The following is a 15,894-nucleotide window of genomic DNA, read 5'->3' as shown; positions in this document are numbered from 1 at the left end:
TCCATATCCTATTACTTTGCTAACATCTAGAAATTATTCTGGGCATTAATGAGTTTTACAAAATCGTATGGAAGAATTAATTCAAAACATGGAAGACAATATAGGATTGGTAGTGTTAATCATATTTACATTTTCAATCGGATTGGCCATTGTGGAGTTTTGTTATGAATTGTATAAGAAGAAAATCAATAAGTGGCGCCTTGGTGAGATGTGGGCAAGCTTCTCGGTATTTATCGTGGCGCAACTCGTAGAGAAGTTAAGCGTTGTAGGCTTTGCAACGGGATTCTATTTTTTGGCAAAGTTCATTCCTTGGGACATCCCTGTGAATATATGGACGACTATAGGTTGTATTATTTTCGTAGATTTTTTGTATTACTTAGGCCATGTCGCTGAGCACAAAATACGAATCTTTTGGAGCTACCATAGCATACATCATAGTTCCCCTATTTTCAACTATACCACAGCACTAAGAGTACCTTTTATAGACTCGTTTATCGCATGGATATTTTACATCCCAGCAGTTTTGGTTGGCTTTCATCCTTATGTGGTGCTATTGTCTATTTTGTTGATGCTGACCTATCAGTTTTGGTTACATACCGAAATCATTGGCAAGCTCGGCTGGTTTGAAAAGATATTTGTAACGCCATCACAGCATCGTGTGCATCATGGCTCGGATCGCATTTATCTCGATAAAAACTATGGCGCCATATTCTGTATATGGGATCGTATGTTTGGGACCTTCCAAGAAGAGCAACACAGACCAACCTATGGACTCACAAAGCAAATCAATACCATCAATCCTATTAAGGTACATTTTATAGAATACGTCAATATTTTTAAGGATTTACGAAAAGCCAAAAGCTTTAAAGACGCTTGGGGCTATTTGGTAAAACCACCCGGCTGGAAACCAAAAACCAAAGATATCCTTCCATAAGTTTTGTGTTTATAAGGAAGACCACACCTAAGTTTAAGATTGAAAGATCTGGCTTGGGTGTTTTTTTATTGATAATTGTTTATAAGTTAGGATGTTATGAGGTTAATAAGGAAGTTTTAAAAGTTAATTTAGTTGTAAATTAGATGAATAATAATTGAAGGTTTTTTTAATCAATCATTAAATGAAACTTGAAAAAATTGATGAATGTATAATCAACAATATTTAGAGAAATTAATAAGTGACAAGAAGGAAGAAAGTTTGAATCTTGAATATAAATCCTCTCAGTCTTTAGATAGAGGTAATCAAAAAAAAATGAATGAGATTTCCAAAGATGTTTCTGCTTTTGCGAATGCTAATGGAGGCACATTAATCTATGGAATTATTGAACAAGAACATTTGCCTGAACGCATAGATCCTATTGACAGAAATGTTGTTGATAGAGAATGGTTAGAACAAAAAATTCAGGATAGTATAAGACCGAAAATTGAAGGCGTAATAATTCATCCTATTATGATTGATGAAGAAAATAGTAAAGTAGTCTATCTCATAGAAATTCCGCAAAGTACTACTGCTCATCAGGCTTTAGACAAAAAGTATTACAAGAGGCACAATTTCAATTCTATTCCAATGCACGATTATGAAATTCGAGATGTGATCAATAGAATAAAAACACCGAAAATAGATCTTTTATTTAAAATTCTTATACGTTCACAAAATATGAATGAAGGCTTAAATATACCAGGAGTTGGTCCCAAAAATGATATGATAACAACAGATTACATATTAAAAGTTTATGCAAAAAATATTGGAAAGGTATATGCAAATTATATAAATTGTGTTATCAAGATTCCTGAAGTAATATTACTTGATAATTTTGAATACGGAGACAGAGAAAAGAATGCAGAGTTCCTATTGGATAATAAAGTCCGTGATTTTATGGGAATAGAAGGCAATTACCCTTATCATAAAGAAAAATACGGACCGTTTAGATATGAGCCTATTCTTCCAACAAGAACTTTACGCATTGATAATGATTTACCATTTTTACACCATTATTATAGAGATTACTACGATAGAGAAATAAATTGGGTTGTTTACGCAGATAACTCCGAACCATTATCTGGAAAAATTAAAATTGAAGATATAGATATCGAATTTGAAAGGTTGTAGAAAATATTACAAACGATTTATAGATTATTTAGTTCTCTCAAGCTTCTTCGCAATCATCTTTGTTAATAATATCTTATATCTTATACTCAATTTAGTAAGCTATTGAATAAAACCTAACTTCGTTTAACGTTCGATAAACAAACATTAAAACGTTTTTTATTTGAGCATTATACATAAATAAAACAAAATGAAATGTCAGAAATTAAAGACCAAATAGATTGGAAAGTAATTGACCAACTTCATGCTGCAACAATTGAGTTTAGTAGAAATTGCTCGAACATCAAAAAGATATGCGTTACACTTCTAATTGCTACCTGTACATTATTGGCAAAGTTCAACGACAACTCTTTAGATCTTTCGTTTTTTGTAGCTGGATTTTTTATCCCCTTATTTTTCTGGGGACTTGATGCTTCTAGTTATTTCTATCAAGAAAGGTTAAGAGGAATAATCAATGGCAAGCTAAATGAAATACGAAACAGAAATCTAAATGATACAATTATAACTCCAATAGGTTATGTGCTTGAAATTGAAAGAAACAATGATAAGAGAATTTACCGTTCAATATTTAATTATTCAATGTTGCTCTATTACATCTTGTTATTGGGAGACTTGACTCTCTTTATTGTATACAAAATGGAATGGATATGAAAATTTTTATTAGTTATACAATGAGGGATGGTGAAATAAAAGAATCTTTATTAAGGGATATAAATAGTTTAAACCATCTAAATAATTTAGTCTTATTTATAGACAAATTGCACAATAACGATTCTAATCCGCAAAGTCGAATAAAAAAAGAAATTGAGAGTAGTGATATTTTACTTTTGTTAAGTTCGAAAAAGGTCTTTGAATCAAAATGGGTAAAAAAAGAAATTCTATTAGCACAAGAATTGTCTTTACCTATTCACTTTGCTAATCCAAAAAATATGAAAAGAATAATAAAATCTGTGCATAACAAAGTGCAAAACGACAAGTAAGGCTACGCGCTCACTTACGTTTGCGCCAGCCGTTAAGCATACCTCTTGGAAATCAGAATTTTCAAGACTTTATTTTTTCCTCGCAATCACCTCACGCATTGCTGGTGTAAAAATGGTTGCTCCTTGCATTTGTTCTAAGTCTGCAAAAGCCGCTAAAGCCTCGTCAACCTCTTGATGGGTGAGATAACCAGCATCCACCAACTTAGGAAAGTAAATATGAAAAAAGCTTTTTGGCCAATGCCATGTAAACTCTTGTGGTGTTGCCATTTTGGTCAATGGTCGTGTGCCAATAACTTCGTAACCACAGTCTTCAAAATAGATGGGTAAGTTGCGCCCAACATCGATATTGCCATTCTGCTCTCTAAAACTTTGCAAAGCTGCTGCAATGGCTTTATCTAAAGCTGGGATACGCGGTTCGGTTTGTAGTGTGGACCAATCAAAGTATTCTTGGGTGACCACAGTACCACCAACCTTTAAAGCTTTATGGAGTTTGGTCAACACATCTTTTGGGTTTGGGATCCATGCCAAAGCCCAACGATCATAGACGCCATCGAGGCTATTGTTGGCTAATTGCATGTCATCAAAATCACAACATTGCGTTTCGATATTCAAACTAAACTGTTCCGTAACCCTGTTGAGAAAGTCAATATAGTATTCCGATTTATCGACACCAATCACTTTGCCATGTTGCCCGACGATATAGGCTAATTCCGTAGTGCAGAATCCAGGACCGCAGCCCAAATCCAATAGGGTTTGTCCAGCGGTAAACCCAGCCAGTTCCCAACCTTTAATCGCTTCGCTAGACCATACTTGGTGTTGTAAGCCCAATCGATGGAGTTCGGCAGTTTCGGTACCTAAGATATAGGCATTAGATTCTTGTTGTGACATGGAGGTTAGTTATAAGTTTCTAAGGTATGAAATATCTTTCTATGTGTAACAAAGTGCAGGCTTTTGCTACCTATTATTTAGAGAAGTTGAACTTAAACATAAAATGAGATGATTCAGTATAAAGGCGCTTTGGTTTTAGGCGCATTAATAGGCGCAGCAGCAGGTGTGTTGCTAGCCCCAGATAAAGGCAGCGAAACAAGAAAAAAACTTAAGAAAGAAGGTGTCGCTGTTAAAGATAAGTTAGTAAGCGACTTTACCGAAGTCAAAGAGGATGTGTCTAAAGCAGCGAGTTCTGGTAAAGAAAAATTCAAAGAAGAATTTAGCGAATTTAAATCTAAAGCAAGCTATAAAGCAGAGAAAGCCATTACCTTTTTAGAAAAGCAATTGGCGATTTTAAAAGAAAAGAATAAGACCCTACAACATCCTGCGTAGATTTTTGGATTGTTAAATTCAATATAAAAACAGACAGACTTGTCTGTTTTTAAAATTATCTTTTATATTTGCAATGTGAAACATTCAGAAATAAAAGATCATATCGTTAAAACGGCATCGCAACTATTCTACAAGAACGGTTACAACCTTACTGGTATTAATGAGATCATTGCAGAAGCTGGCATTGCGAAGGCGACGCTATACAACCATTTCAAATCTAAAGAAGAGGTTTGCCTAGCGTATCTACAATACAAGAATGATACGTTCCTAAATGATATTGCTGAGTTTTGTAACGCAAAACGGAAGGGTAGTGGTCGGGTTTTAGGTATCTTCGATTTTCTGAAAGCCTTTTTTAAAGACAGTGATTTCAATGGCTGTTGGTGTATACGGACTGCTTCAGAAATTCCAAAGGATAAGGCAACGATACGCATAGAGATTCAAAAGCAAAAAGAAAATTTTATTCAGTTGATAGAAAGCTTTGTAGAGGACAATTTAGAGATTGACAACACCAAAGCAATAGCCAGACAATTATACGTACTATATGAAGGTGCTGTAGCCGAGAGTTACTTACACCAACAAGAATGGCCAATTACTGAAGCAAGATCTATTGCGAGTAAAATCATAGTTTAAAAAATTTTAAACATAAAAAGACAGACTTGTCTGTCTATATTTAATTTTAATACACAACAAGATGAGAGATTTTAAAAACAAAACCGCTTTAATCGTAGGAGGGACAAGCGGAATTGGTTGGGCAACAACCAAGCAACTATTAGACGAAGGTGCTACAGTACACATTGTAGGTCGTAATACTGGAAAGGTTCAAGACCATGACAATTTGGTAAAGCATAATGCGGACATTACCAATAAGCAAGATTTGGATGCTTTAATCAGTACCTTATCCAATCTAGAGTCTATTGATTATTTAGTCAATGCTTCAGGTATTTTTGGACCAAAGTCCTTTTTAGACCATACAGAAGCAGACTATAATTCGTATTTGGATTTAAACAGAGGGTTCTTCTTCTTAACGCAAGCTGTTGCTAAGAAGATGACAGCGAAAGGCGGTTCCATTGTTAATGTTGGTTCGATGTGGGCAAAGCAAGCTGTGAAAGCAACACCATCGTCCGCATACTCCATGCAGAAAGCAGGATTACATTCACTAACACAACATTTAGCGATGGAATTGGCTGAGTATAACATTCGTGTGAATGCAGTATCGCCTGCTGTGGTGAATACACCTGTATATCATAGCGTATTTGGAAATGAAGCTGCAGCGGAAGAAGCTTTAGAAGGCTTTCATAATTTTCACCCAATAGGACGAAATGGTACACCAGATGATGTCGCAAATAGCATCACGTTTTTGCTTTCGGATCAGGCGTCTTGGGTTACAGGAGCCATTTGGGATACTGATGGTGGCGTGATAGCTGGTAGAAATTAGAAGATATTATTTAAGCAACCTGATTAGCTATTGGGTTGCTTATTTAAAGCTTGAAAAGATTGTCGCTTTGATATTTGGCCACTCTTCTTTCAAAATGCCATAGCAACAGGTAGAACGTTTGAAGCCATCTTGCATTAAGGTATCTTTTCGTAGTATGCCTTCAAGTGTGCCACCAATCTTTTCGACAGCTTTACGTGAGCGACCATTGCGCTCATCAATTCGGAATTCAACCTTATCAAAGTCTAAGGTTTCAAACGCATATTGCAGCATCAAAAACTTCATGTGTTTGTTGATGCCACTGCCTTGAAACTCTTTACCAATCCAGGTCCAGCCAATATGTAGAACTTTGTTTTTCCAGTTGATCAGCCCAAATCTCGAGCTACCAGCATAGGCTTCTTTTGTCTTATCATAGATGATAAACGGAATCGTAGTTTTGTGATAATACCCATCGACAGCCGTTTGTACATAGGCTTTTAAATCTTCAGGTGTATCTATTTTGCTTGGTGAATACTGGATGAGATTCTCTTGCTGCGCAATAGGAATCAAATGCTCATAATTGCTGAGATCGAGTAAGGTTAGTTTTACGTATTCGTTTTCTAAGGTTGGTACTTTCATGAGGTTAAAAAAGAACTAATCATCTTTATACATTTCCTTATTGTCATAATACTCAGCAGCTAGTGCAAAGAGTATAGAAATTATGATCCAAATGATAAATCCAAGCATACTACAAAGTTACTGATTCTTGGATGACTATTAGCATTCTTTTTGGACACTTATTGTTGGACACTGAGCGGAGTCGAAGTGTTGCTAAATATAAACTGAGTATCACTCTGTAGGCACTCCGACTCCACTCAGTGCTCATGTGGAATCCAAGATAATGAGATCCTGAATCAAGTTCAGGATGACAACATTATTCCACTAAAGTATTTATAAACTCTACATTCACTTCGTGTTTGCCTTCAAAAGGTAACACGGTAATATTGTCTCCAAACAATTCATGAACGCGATTGGTTTCATACTGCATGCGCTCGTCATTCAAGTATTCATCTTCAATGCCATACACCAACGAGATTTTCGTATTCAAAAACTTAAAATCTTCCGCAGTTAATTCTTTTGGAATCCCTCCCGAATGAATCACTAATTGGTTGCATTGCAATTGTCGCCTTACCACATAGCGCATCGCTACGGAAACTCCTTGCGAATAGCCAAAAACAATAAGGTTTACATCATCCGGAATTTGCTCTGCTTCAAAAATGGCATCAAAATAATTCATGATGTTTCCTGTGCCTTGTTCCGTATTATCTCTGGTGAGCCAATTGGCACCAACATGAGACTTTGGCGGAATGTAATATTTACTCGGAGCCTGAGGAGCGATGATATAGTTTTCTTCAGGATTCAAACCCTTAAAATACTTCAAAAAATAACGGCTCAAGTAGCCCATGCCATGACACACAAACCAAACGGTTTTGGTCTTATCTGTCAGCGTATTTAAAGTAGAGTAGGAGTTGGTGGTGTTATAGTTGATTTCCTTTTCGGTAGCATTCATAATTTCGATTGCTTTCAGTACTTTTACATTTCGACATTAAAAATACAGTATTCTATGCAATTGTCTAAAGAAGAGATACTAAAGCGTGCCAACGCCATTACCAAAAACACATTGATGGAAACCTTGGAGATCGAAATGATCGATTTTGGTGATGATTTTGTAGTGGGTCGTATGCCAGTGAACAAGCGTGTATACCAACCAGATGGTGTATTGCATGGTGGTGCCACAGTAGCTTTGGCAGAGACTACGGGAAGTTTTGCAGCAGAATTATTGATAAATAGAGATGAAGTTTTTGTGCGTGGTATAGAAATATCTGCCAATCATCTGAAGAGTGTTAGGGAAGGCTATGTTTATGCTACCGCGAAGTTTGCACACAAAGGTAGAACTACACAGTTATTGAACATTCGCATCACGGACGATAACGATAACCTGATTTCGCTTTGTAAGCTTACTACGATTTCTTTACCTAAGACAAAGTAACCTAATGTCCGAAGCATCTTTTTTTGAATCCATACAACAACAATTTTCCGAGCAATTGCCTTTTGTGGTGTATCGTAAGCCACAAGACAATGTTGTAAAAGCATATTTGCAATCTGACGATACTCTTTATGAAACCAAGGATTTTTCAGAATCGGGTTTTGTGTTTTCACCTTTTAATCTTGAAGACAATAGTTCAGTACTCATTCCTTTGGAACATGCTAAGGTTTTAACTCTTGAAGTTGAAGCTGCGGCATTTGAAGCTAGTACTGAAGATTCGAGCGTAGCAATTACTGAAAGTAATGCAGCTCATATAGATTTGATTGAAAAAGGTATAGAAGCGATTCATCAAGAACAGTTTAAAAAGGTAGTATTATCGCGTTGTGCTGAAGCACCAATTCCTGAAACAAATCCTTTAGAACTCTTTAAAAGACTATTGACCAAATACCAAGATGCTTTTGTGTATTGCTGGTTTCACCCAAGAGTAGGCTTATGGCTTGGCGCAACACCAGAAACTTTGATGAAGGTGGAAGGACTTCGTTTGCAAACTATGGCCTTAGCAGGAACTCAGGCGTATAAAGGTACTATGGATGTAGAGTGGAATCTTAAAGAGCAAGAAGAACAGCAAATCGTTACTGATTTTATTGTAGATAAGTTGAAGTCCAATAGCAATTTAAGGATGTCTGAACCCAAGACAGTAAAAGCTGGGAGCTTACTCCATCTAAGAACCGATATTACTGCCAGTTACAGACCTGGTGACTTTAATCTATATGACGTAATAAAGGCTTTGCATCCTACACCAGCCGTGTCTGGATTGCCAAAAAATGCAGCGATACAATTCATTAAAGAGCATGAAGGTTATGACCGAGATTACTATACAGGCTTTCTTGGTGAGTTGAATTTGAAAGCCTCGCAATCCCGAAATGCTAACCGAAGAAATGTAGAGAACAATGCGTATAGAGCCGTGAAGAAAGTTTCAAACATGTTTGTAAACTTACGCTGCATGCAGCTAAAAGATGACAAGGCATTAATCTATGTTGGTGGTGGCATTACTAAAGATTCGATTCCGCAAAACGAATGGGAAGAGACGGTTAGAAAAGCGGAGACGATGACCGCGGTTCTGTAGTTAGAGATGCTAAGGCTGTCAGGTCGAGCGTAGTCGAGACCTTATGGTTAAAGCTACGTTTAATTACCTCTCGACTGCGCTCGAGGTGACAAAAATTAAATATAACTTTGGTTTTATAAATGCTTCACCTCACTTCCAAATAATGTTTTCCGGAATTCCTTTGGTTTCTTATCGTTCAATAGTTTTAAAGCGCCATGATTCTCGATAAGTTTTTGAAAATGTGTTTCGCGCTTATCGTATTGAGTTTGGTTCTTGTAAGTTGTTTTTAGAATGATTTGATAGTCTGATTCTGTATCAAAAACCAGCATCAATTCATAGGAGTCGATGTAACCATTTTTAATTGCTGATTTTCGCAGTTGCTCCCAATTATTGTGATAATAAAACAAGGTTTCTTCTGTATTATCTTCTAATACTTGGACAAATTCTAAGGTCGAAATTTTTTGATTGTCCTGAGACCATAAACTGATCGTAAAAAGTGATAGTGTAATGCTTAGGAATAAGGTTTTCATTTGCTTTCGTGTTAGATTTAAATGTACTCAAATTAGAAACAATCTGGTATTAAGGAAATGTTAGAATTAATCCAAAGCTGTTTTATAGACTTTTAAGCAGCGTTCCCTAGCAAACTTGTGATCTACCATTTCTCTAGGATAAGTAAGCTCCTGAAACTCTGGAACCCATTTTTTGATATAGGCTAAGTCCTTATCAAACTTTTGTATCTGAGTCGTCGGATTGAAAATTCTAAAATATGGAGCAGCATCGACGCCACAACCTGCGACCCATTGCCAATTACCAACATTACTAGCCATGTCGTAGTCGTGAAGCTTCTCTGCAAAATAGGCTTCGCCCAATCGCCAATCGATGAGTAAGTGCTTGCACAAAAAACTACCAACTAGCATTCGCACTCTATTGTGCATAAAACCTGTCTCGTTAAGTTGACGCATGCCAGCATCTACAAGAGGAAAACCTGTTTCGCCTTTGCACCAGCGTTCAAAGTCTTCTGGAGCATTGCGCCATTCGATACGGTCGTACTGAGGCTTAAAGGCTTTATCTACTGTATGCGGAAAATGCCAAAGGATTTGTATGAAGAATTCGCGCCAAATGAGTTCTTTTAAAAAGGTATTGTTGGATCGTTGACTAGCCATCATTACCATCTGCCTTGTGCTAGCGGTTCCAAATCGCAAGTGTGGTCCTAATCGGGATGTATTGTCTAAAGCAGGAAAGTTTCGTGTAGCTTCATAGGCATCAATCAACTTGGAATTGACTTCAAAGGGTGTGATTTTTATGCTAGAAGATTCAAACCCTAAAGTCGTTAAACTCGGGATTTCAGTATTGTGCTTATATAGGTTATCTAAATGCAATTCAGATTGAAAAACTTCTAGGCCTTTTTTAGAGAATTCGGCTAGCCACTTTCTGGAATAAGGTGTATAGACTTTGTAAGGTGTCCCATCATCTTTTACAATCTCATCCCTCTCAAAAATAACATGATCCTTATAAGTTTTGAAATCTATATCATGAGCATTCAGTAGCGTTTCTATACCCTGGTCTCGTTCGGTAGCATAAGGCTCGTAATCTCTGTTGGTAAATACGGTTTTAACAGTGTGATTTTTAATGAGCTCTTTGAAGACTTCCGAAGGAGTGCTATAAAAACAACGAATGCCTGATTTATGTGTTTTTAATGTCTTATTGATTTGAGTTAAAGATTCATGAATAAACGTTACTCTGGCATCATCTTTTGGTAATTTGTCCAAGATGTTTTTATCAAAAATAAAAATTGGTAGGGTAGGTGTCTTGGATTTTAAGGCATGATAAAATCCAGAATTATCATCTAATCGGAGGTCTCTTCTGAACCAAAAAATGTTTACAGTAGGTTTTGTCATGTAACTTGTCACTTTAATTCTGCAAAGATACGGCTTTGATTTTGCGAATTTGGTAAAAAAGCACCTATTAAAGTATTGAATTCTTAAAAAGAACACTTTAACTTTTTTTCCTAATAATTGGTATCTAATTTGCGTTAGTATATGCTCATTACAACCTAGCACTATGTTTGAAGTCACGCCAAAGAAAAAGAAGGCGATTTTATATTCTGAAGAGGACATAAAATTGCTCAACAAGAAGTATAAGCCATTATCGGCTAGAGAGCGAATTGCTGAACTCTACAAAGATTTTGATGTGAAAGAGGTGATGTTGACAAGCTCTTTCGCAGCGACATCTGCTTTCTTCTTGAAGCTTTTTGCTGAGGTGAATAACAAACAAGAGGTATTTTTTATTGATACTGGTTATCACTTTCCTGAAACTCTAGATTATCTCAAAGAGCTTACAGATTTGTATGGTCTTAATGTGAAGTCGATTAGAGCTCTTAAGGAAGAGCATGAGTTTACCACTAGAGATAAAACCTGGACTAAAAACCCAGATTTCTGTTGCTCCATTAATAAGGTTAAACCTTTAGATACTATAAAAAATGAATATAGTGTTTGGGCTTCTGGTTTAATGAAATGGCAGAGCGATCATAGAGCGACTCTAGATATTTTTGAAATGCGTGGCGAGATACTCAAATTTTATCCACTACTAGATATTACAAAAGCCCAACGCGATGCTTATATCGCTGAGCATAAGCTCCCTTTTCATCCTTTGGTAGCCAAAGGGTATCATTCTATTGGTTGTAGTCATTGTACGATTCCGGGAGAGGATAGAACAGGTCGTTGGAATAACAATCCTAAAACAGAGTGTGGATTGCATCTATAAAAAAAGCCTGTCTCTTCGACAGGCTTTAATCGTTTCATCTTTCATGCTACCTTGAAACCATCCTCAAAGGAAGTCTAAGAGGTTTATTTTTCTTTGCAAAATCGAAGTCTAATTTCTTGTAGTTTAAGCGAAGCTTTACCCAAGTTTCTACTTCGTAGTCATCTGATTCAACATTCAATACTACTAATTCATTATCACTATTAACGATTAAATATACACTAGTGTCAATGTCTCTCTTCAAGTTGAATTTTGGGTTTTCTAATAGTCTCCCAATAGATCTTTCAATAGTTTGAGCTTTTTTCTTTTTCTTCTTTTTTGGCGTCGTGGTTGCTGATGCACCTAAGCTAAATGCAAAGGCTACTAAAAGCAACGCTAGTTTAAAGGTTTTCATAATTTGTCCGTTTTTGATGAATGATTGTTACTATATAGACGCCGCAAAAAATGGAATGTTACGCTTTTTGTTACAGTATTAACATTTATTAACGTTGGTTAGAAGTAAGTTAACAGTGGCATAAACTAAAAAAGCTCTTCAAATTTGAAGAGCTTTCCTATGTATATAATTGAATATTGTCTTTAAGATAGTACGGCTTGTACCTTATCTGCAGCTTCTTGGAATTCTGTTGCACTAAGTACATCTAGTCCAGAATTATCAATCAACTCTTTAGCAATATCAGCATTAGTTCCTTGCAAACGAACAATGATAGGTACGTTGATGTTACCCATGTTTTTGTAAGCATCGATTACACCTTGTGCAACACGATCGCAACGAACAATACCTCCAAATATGTTGATTAAAATTGCTTTTACGTTAGGGTCTTTTAAGATAATCTTGAAAGCAGCTTCTACACGTGCAGCATCCGCAGTACCTCCAACATCTAGGAAGTTTGCAGGCTCACCACCAGCTTGCTTAATTAAATCCATAGTAGCCATTGCTAATCCAGCACCATTTACCATACAACCTACATTTCCATCTAGGTCTACATAGTTAAGCCCTTGCTCACCAGCTTCAACTTCAATAGGATTTTCTTCTCTTTTATCTCTTAGTTCTGCTAAGTCTTTATGTCTAAACAAAGCATTGTCGTCTAAAGTTACTTTAGAGTCTACTGCCATGATTTTATTATCACTAGTTTTTAAAACTGGATTGATTTCAAACAAAGAAGCATCAGATTCTACATAAGCTCTGTATAACGCAGACACAAATTTTGTCATCTCTTTGAACGCTACACCAGATAATCCTAGGTTAAACGCTACACGACGTGCCTGAAATGGTAATAGGCCCAATGCAGGATCAATTTCTTCAGTAAATATTAAATGTGGTGTTTCTTCTGCAACAGTTTCGATATCCATACCCCCTTCTGTAGAGTACATGATCATATTACGACCGTTTGAACGATTCAATAATACTGACATATAATACTCATCTGGCTCATTTTCTCCTGGATAGTAAACATCTTCTGCAATTAAAACTTGATGTACACGCTTACCTTCGGCAGATGTTTGAGGTGTTACTAGATCCATACCAATAATCTGGTCAGCTAAAGTTTTTACTTCATCTAAATTTTTGGCAAGTTTTACACCACCACCTTTACCACGTCCACCAGCATGAACTTGTGCTTTAATAACATGCCATCCAGTACCAGTTTCTTCAGTTAATTGTTTTGCAGCAGCTACTGCTTCGTCTGCGGTTTGAGCTACAATACCACGCTGAATGCGTACGCCAAAACTGCTTAATAATTCTTTTCCTTGATATTCGTGTAAATTCATTGTTTGAAATTTTGCACCGCAAAAATAATTAACCTTTATGGTTTAACCAATATTTTGAAAGTGATTATTTGGAGTGTTCATAATTTGTTAACCCAATGCGTGAAAGCTTATGGTAAAATCAAATTTTTGAACCGCTAAAAGTTATATTGAACAGACCCTTTAATAAAGAAAGGCGTACCTGGTGTGAAATGTATTTCTTCTACTGAATCTGCTTCATTTTGCAATCTAGATTCTGTTGCAAATTGAGTTTCGTTCCATTCGGTATCAAATAAATTCTGAACTTGAATGCCAAAGTCAAACTGTTCTAATCTATAACCAGCATTCAAGTCTACTACAATATAGCCTTCAGCAACAATTGAATTGTCTTCATTTGCAGGGCGATCTTTAATATAACGAACATTAGCACTGCTATAAAATCCGGAGTCGTGCTTAAAGTTAATGCCACTTGCAAGCGTTAAGTCTGGCGCTAATGGAATATAGTCTTCACCGTCTGGTTCGTCAATAGCTCTAGCAAGTGTGTAATTGATATCAAAGTTCCAAAATAGAGAAGGTATAGGTTGATATCTGCAGCTAAGTTCTACACCTTGTCGTCTCGTTTTGCCACTGGGCTCAACAATACCAGCATCACCTACATATACAAACTCTTGTTCTAAATACAAATACCAATACGCCATGTTTAATAGCATTTTTGGTGTTGGTTTCCAGATGTAACCAACGTCAAAACCATAAGCTGCTGGTATGGTGTTAAGATCATTTTGAGTAGTCGCTACTCTTGTATCGTTGGAATGGAATCCTTTACCTGTCTTTACATACACTTGCAAATTATCCGTTGGATTGTAAGCGATATTTAGTTTTGGGCTTACGATTGTTTTGGTAGTGGACTCTGTGCTATACGTAGTTTGTAATTGATCGTTGTATTTGAAGTTAAAATAATCGATTCGTAATGCTGGAGTTAATGTCCACTTATTGATATTGATTTTAGAACTTACATAAGCGCTAAAGTTAGTTTCATTGACATCACCAAATTGGATGCCTTCCAAAGTCTCTTGACGGTTTAGCGAACGCGACAATTCATTGTCGTTAACTCTATCGTTTCGCAATGCAATACCAGCATTCAATTCACCTTCAATAGTGTTTAGTGTATAGGATTTGGAGTAATCACTTTGTAAACCATAAATAATACGATCTTCTTTTTGTCTGATTTGATCACCATTAATAGGGTCTTCAAGAAAAAAGGTGAAGTTAGAATACAATTCAAAATCATAAGCGGAAACAAATAGCGTATTGTTCAAAGAAGAGGTCTCGTCAATGACTTTTTTATAATTGATAGCTGCATTGGTTCTACTGGTGGTACCACCTTCGGTGTCATCTATGGCGCCAAAACGACCAATAACACCGCTTGCAACAGCTCTATTTGGAATTTGACCTGAAGCATCCCAAGTACTAGTAAAGTGAGATGCGATAAAGCTAAGTCTATCTCTATTATTGATAGAGGTTGTGTATTTTCCAAAAATATTGATACGATCAAAATTCTGAGGACTATCAAACGGTCCGTCCGTTGCTATATATTCTGAAGCGATATATGCACTTTGATTGGGTTTGTCTAGTAGATTGAACAGACCTAGTAAGCGTTGAGTATCAAATTGCCCTAATTCCATTTTAATACTACTGTTTTTCAATCGGTTTTTAGTTTTGAAATCAACATACCCGGCAGTAGCAAAGTTTCCTTTATCGGCATCGTAAGGGCCTTTACCAAAATCTAGCGTTTCTATGGTTTCAGGAATAACAAAATGCAAATCGGAGTAGCCTTGTCCGTGAGCATGAGATACCATGTTTACAGGCAATCCATCTACAGTAAGACTGATATCTGTTCCATGATCAATATCAAAACCTCGTAAAAAAATCTGTTCAGCTTTACCGCCTCCAGCATGCTGGCCTATAAAAAGTCCGGGAACTTTTCTTAATACGTCTTGCGAAGAGTTAACAGGATTGATTTTAATGTCAATATCCGAAATCAACGAAAGTGTATTGTCTTTGCCTTTTATGACGATTTCATCTAGTGAAATGGATAGCTTTTCTAAACGAATATTGAGCTCCTCACCAAGCGATGTGATAACGTATGTAGCATTTTTATAAGCTATATGACTAAACTCCAAGGTATCGCCAACTTTGGTATTATAAATCTGAAACGAACCGTCCTCGTTGCTATGTGTGTGCTCATTGTTAGAAAGGTTGAGAATCTGAGCGGCAAAAATTGCATTGCCATTATCATCAGAGACTTTACCTTGAATAGTTTGACCAAATACACTAGACGTTATAGCAAGAAATAGTAATAAAGAAACGGGGAATTTCATTGGGTTTGGTGGGTTGTTTTTTGATTAGAGCGTAAAAGTAGTCAACTGC

18 protein-coding genes are annotated in these 15,894 nt (G+C 36.4%); 10 read left to right on the top strand and 8 right to left on the bottom strand.

What is annotated here, in order from left to right; translation table 11 throughout:
* Positions 1–67 precede the first annotated feature (67 nt).
* The 4 genes from NCE97_RS05140 (at position 68) to NCE97_RS05125 (ending at position 3,081) form a co-directional block, all read left to right on the top strand.
* The gene (locus tag NCE97_RS05140) at positions 68–934 is read left to right on the top strand and encodes a sterol desaturase family protein (RefSeq protein WP_353777864.1); all 867 of its coding nucleotides are present in this window, start codon (positions 68–70) and stop codon (positions 932–934) included.
* Between the two features lie 204 nt (positions 935–1,138).
* Complete coding sequence (locus NCE97_RS05135; RefSeq protein ID WP_353777863.1) at positions 1,139–2,104, top strand: AlbA family DNA-binding domain-containing protein; 966 nt, start codon at positions 1,139–1,141, stop codon at positions 2,102–2,104.
* A gap of 192 nt (positions 2,105–2,296) precedes the next feature.
* The gene (locus NCE97_RS05130; RefSeq protein WP_353777862.1) at positions 2,297–2,752 is read left to right on the top strand and encodes a hypothetical protein; all 456 of its coding nucleotides are present in this window, start codon (positions 2,297–2,299) and stop codon (positions 2,750–2,752) included.
* Positions 2,749–3,081 (top strand): TIR domain-containing protein, encoded by a 333-nt coding sequence (locus NCE97_RS05125; RefSeq protein WP_353777861.1) that lies wholly within the window; start codon positions 2,749–2,751, stop codon positions 3,079–3,081. The genes NCE97_RS05130 and NCE97_RS05125 overlap by 4 nt, the downstream gene beginning before the upstream one ends.
* Positions 3,082–3,150: 69 nt before the next feature.
* Here the strand turns inward: NCE97_RS05125 and NCE97_RS05120 are convergent, their stop codons facing one another.
* Complete coding sequence (locus tag NCE97_RS05120) at positions 3,151–3,969, bottom strand: methyltransferase domain-containing protein (RefSeq protein ID WP_353777859.1); 819 nt, start codon at positions 3,967–3,969, stop codon at positions 3,151–3,153.
* 108 nt (positions 3,970–4,077) lie between these two features.
* Here NCE97_RS05120 and NCE97_RS05115 point away from each other — a divergent pair, with 108 nt between their 5' ends.
* The 3 genes from NCE97_RS05115 to NCE97_RS05105 all read left to right on the top strand — a co-directional run bounded on the left by NCE97_RS05115 (position 4,078) and on the right by NCE97_RS05105 (position 5,836).
* Positions 4,078–4,401, top strand: a complete 324-nt coding sequence (locus tag NCE97_RS05115) for a YtxH domain-containing protein (protein ID WP_353777857.1) — start codon at positions 4,078–4,080, stop codon at positions 4,399–4,401.
* A gap of 75 nt (positions 4,402–4,476) precedes the next feature.
* Positions 4,477–5,031: a TetR/AcrR family transcriptional regulator gene (locus tag NCE97_RS05110; RefSeq protein WP_353777856.1), complete on the top strand. Its 555-nt coding sequence runs from the start codon at positions 4,477–4,479 to the stop codon at positions 5,029–5,031.
* Between the two features lie 61 nt (positions 5,032–5,092).
* Positions 5,093–5,836 carry an SDR family NAD(P)-dependent oxidoreductase gene (locus tag NCE97_RS05105; RefSeq protein WP_353777854.1) on the top strand — a complete coding sequence of 248 codons (744 nt, stop codon included), beginning with the start codon at positions 5,093–5,095 and terminating at the stop codon, positions 5,834–5,836.
* A gap of 39 nt (positions 5,837–5,875) precedes the next feature.
* On the opposite strand, the gene NCE97_RS05100 is transcribed toward NCE97_RS05105, so the two are convergent.
* Both NCE97_RS05100 and NCE97_RS05095 read right to left on the bottom strand, forming a co-directional pair.
* Entirely contained in the window at positions 5,876–6,451 is a 576-nt protein-coding gene (locus NCE97_RS05100; protein WP_353777853.1) for a GNAT family N-acetyltransferase, read from the bottom strand.
* Between the two features lie 295 nt (positions 6,452–6,746).
* Positions 6,747–7,382: an alpha/beta hydrolase gene (locus tag NCE97_RS05095; protein ID WP_353777852.1), complete on the bottom strand. Its 636-nt coding sequence runs from the start codon at positions 7,380–7,382 to the stop codon at positions 6,747–6,749.
* A 54-nt stretch (positions 7,383–7,436) separates the two neighbouring features.
* Here NCE97_RS05095 and NCE97_RS05090 point away from each other — a divergent pair, with 54 nt between their 5' ends.
* Together NCE97_RS05090 and NCE97_RS05085 are read left to right on the top strand one after the other, a co-directional pair.
* The gene (locus NCE97_RS05090; RefSeq protein ID WP_353777851.1) at positions 7,437–7,862 is read left to right on the top strand and encodes a PaaI family thioesterase; all 426 of its coding nucleotides are present in this window, start codon (positions 7,437–7,439) and stop codon (positions 7,860–7,862) included.
* 4 nt (positions 7,863–7,866) lie between these two features.
* On the top strand, positions 7,867–8,985 hold the full coding sequence (locus NCE97_RS05085; protein ID WP_353777850.1) for a chorismate-binding protein: 1,119 nt from the start codon (positions 7,867–7,869) through the stop codon (positions 8,983–8,985).
* A gap of 113 nt (positions 8,986–9,098) precedes the next feature.
* Here NCE97_RS05085 and NCE97_RS05080 read toward each other — a convergent pair whose 3' ends face one another.
* Complete coding sequence (locus tag NCE97_RS05080) at positions 9,099–9,494, bottom strand: hypothetical protein (RefSeq protein WP_353777848.1); 396 nt, start codon at positions 9,492–9,494, stop codon at positions 9,099–9,101.
* A gap of 66 nt (positions 9,495–9,560) precedes the next feature.
* Positions 9,561–10,862, bottom strand: coding sequence for a cryptochrome/photolyase family protein (locus NCE97_RS05075; protein ID WP_353777847.1), 1,302 nt, complete (start codon positions 10,860–10,862; stop codon positions 9,561–9,563).
* Between the two features lie 163 nt (positions 10,863–11,025).
* Between NCE97_RS05075 and NCE97_RS05070 the strand changes: the two genes are divergently transcribed.
* On the top strand, positions 11,026–11,727 hold the full coding sequence (locus NCE97_RS05070) for a phosphoadenylyl-sulfate reductase (RefSeq protein ID WP_353777845.1): 702 nt from the start codon (positions 11,026–11,028) through the stop codon (positions 11,725–11,727).
* A 46-nt stretch (positions 11,728–11,773) separates the two neighbouring features.
* Here the strand turns inward: NCE97_RS05070 and NCE97_RS05065 are convergent, their stop codons facing one another.
* The 3 genes from NCE97_RS05065 to NCE97_RS05055 form a co-directional block, all read right to left on the bottom strand.
* Positions 11,774–12,118, bottom strand: a complete 345-nt coding sequence (locus NCE97_RS05065) for a hypothetical protein (protein WP_353777843.1) — start codon at positions 12,116–12,118, stop codon at positions 11,774–11,776.
* 182 nt (positions 12,119–12,300) lie between these two features.
* Positions 12,301–13,491 carry an ADP-forming succinate--CoA ligase subunit beta gene (gene sucC / locus NCE97_RS05060; protein ID WP_353777842.1) on the bottom strand — a complete coding sequence of 397 codons (1,191 nt, stop codon included), beginning with the start codon at positions 13,489–13,491 and terminating at the stop codon, positions 12,301–12,303.
* Positions 13,492–13,625: 134 nt separating this feature from the next.
* Entirely contained in the window at positions 13,626–15,845 is a 2,220-nt protein-coding gene (locus NCE97_RS05055; protein WP_353777841.1) for a TonB-dependent receptor, read from the bottom strand.
* Positions 15,846–15,894: the final 49 nt, after the last annotated feature.

The organism is Winogradskyella sp. 3972H.M.0a.05 (genome assembly GCF_040493455.1).
GTDB lineage: Bacteria > Bacteroidota > Bacteroidia > Flavobacteriales > Flavobacteriaceae > Microcosmobacter.
This window is presented reverse-complemented; position numbering and strand designations above follow the sequence as displayed.

Excerpts from the sequence above, each read along its gene's own strand:
- NCE97_RS05085 (WP_353777850.1), top strand. The coding sequence starts at position 7,867 with ATGTCCGAAGCATCTTTTTTTGAATCCATACAACAACAATTTTCCGAG.
- NCE97_RS05135 (WP_353777863.1), top strand. The coding sequence starts at position 1,139 with ATGTATAATCAACAATATTTAGAGAAATTAATAAGTGACAAGAAGGAA.
- NCE97_RS05130 (WP_353777862.1), top strand. The coding sequence starts at position 2,297 with ATGTCAGAAATTAAAGACCAAATAGATTGGAAAGTAATTGACCAACTT.
- NCE97_RS05070 (WP_353777845.1), top strand. The coding sequence starts at position 11,026 with ATGTTTGAAGTCACGCCAAAGAAAAAGAAGGCGATTTTATATTCTGAA.
- NCE97_RS05080 (WP_353777848.1), bottom strand. The coding sequence starts at position 9,494 with ATGAAAACCTTATTCCTAAGCATTACACTATCACTTTTTACGATCAGT.
- NCE97_RS05125 (WP_353777861.1), top strand. The coding sequence starts at position 2,749 with ATGAAAATTTTTATTAGTTATACAATGAGGGATGGTGAAATAAAAGAA.
- NCE97_RS05075 (WP_353777847.1), bottom strand. The coding sequence starts at position 10,862 with ATGACAAAACCTACTGTAAACATTTTTTGGTTCAGAAGAGACCTCCGA.
- NCE97_RS05140 (WP_353777864.1), top strand. The coding sequence starts at position 68 with ATGGAAGAATTAATTCAAAACATGGAAGACAATATAGGATTGGTAGTG.
- NCE97_RS05105 (WP_353777854.1), top strand. The coding sequence starts at position 5,093 with ATGAGAGATTTTAAAAACAAAACCGCTTTAATCGTAGGAGGGACAAGC.
- NCE97_RS05090 (WP_353777851.1), top strand. The coding sequence starts at position 7,437 with ATGCAATTGTCTAAAGAAGAGATACTAAAGCGTGCCAACGCCATTACC.
- NCE97_RS05120 (WP_353777859.1), bottom strand. The coding sequence starts at position 3,969 with ATGTCACAACAAGAATCTAATGCCTATATCTTAGGTACCGAAACTGCC.
- NCE97_RS05115 (WP_353777857.1), top strand. The coding sequence starts at position 4,078 with ATGATTCAGTATAAAGGCGCTTTGGTTTTAGGCGCATTAATAGGCGCA.
- NCE97_RS05095 (WP_353777852.1), bottom strand. The coding sequence starts at position 7,382 with ATGAATGCTACCGAAAAGGAAATCAACTATAACACCACCAACTCCTAC.
- NCE97_RS05100 (WP_353777853.1), bottom strand. The coding sequence starts at position 6,451 with ATGAAAGTACCAACCTTAGAAAACGAATACGTAAAACTAACCTTACTC.
- sucC (WP_353777842.1), bottom strand. The coding sequence starts at position 13,491 with ATGAATTTACACGAATATCAAGGAAAAGAATTATTAAGCAGTTTTGGC.
- NCE97_RS05055 (WP_353777841.1), bottom strand. The coding sequence starts at position 15,845 with ATGAAATTCCCCGTTTCTTTATTACTATTTCTTGCTATAACGTCTAGT.
- NCE97_RS05065 (WP_353777843.1), bottom strand. The coding sequence starts at position 12,118 with ATGAAAACCTTTAAACTAGCGTTGCTTTTAGTAGCCTTTGCATTTAGC.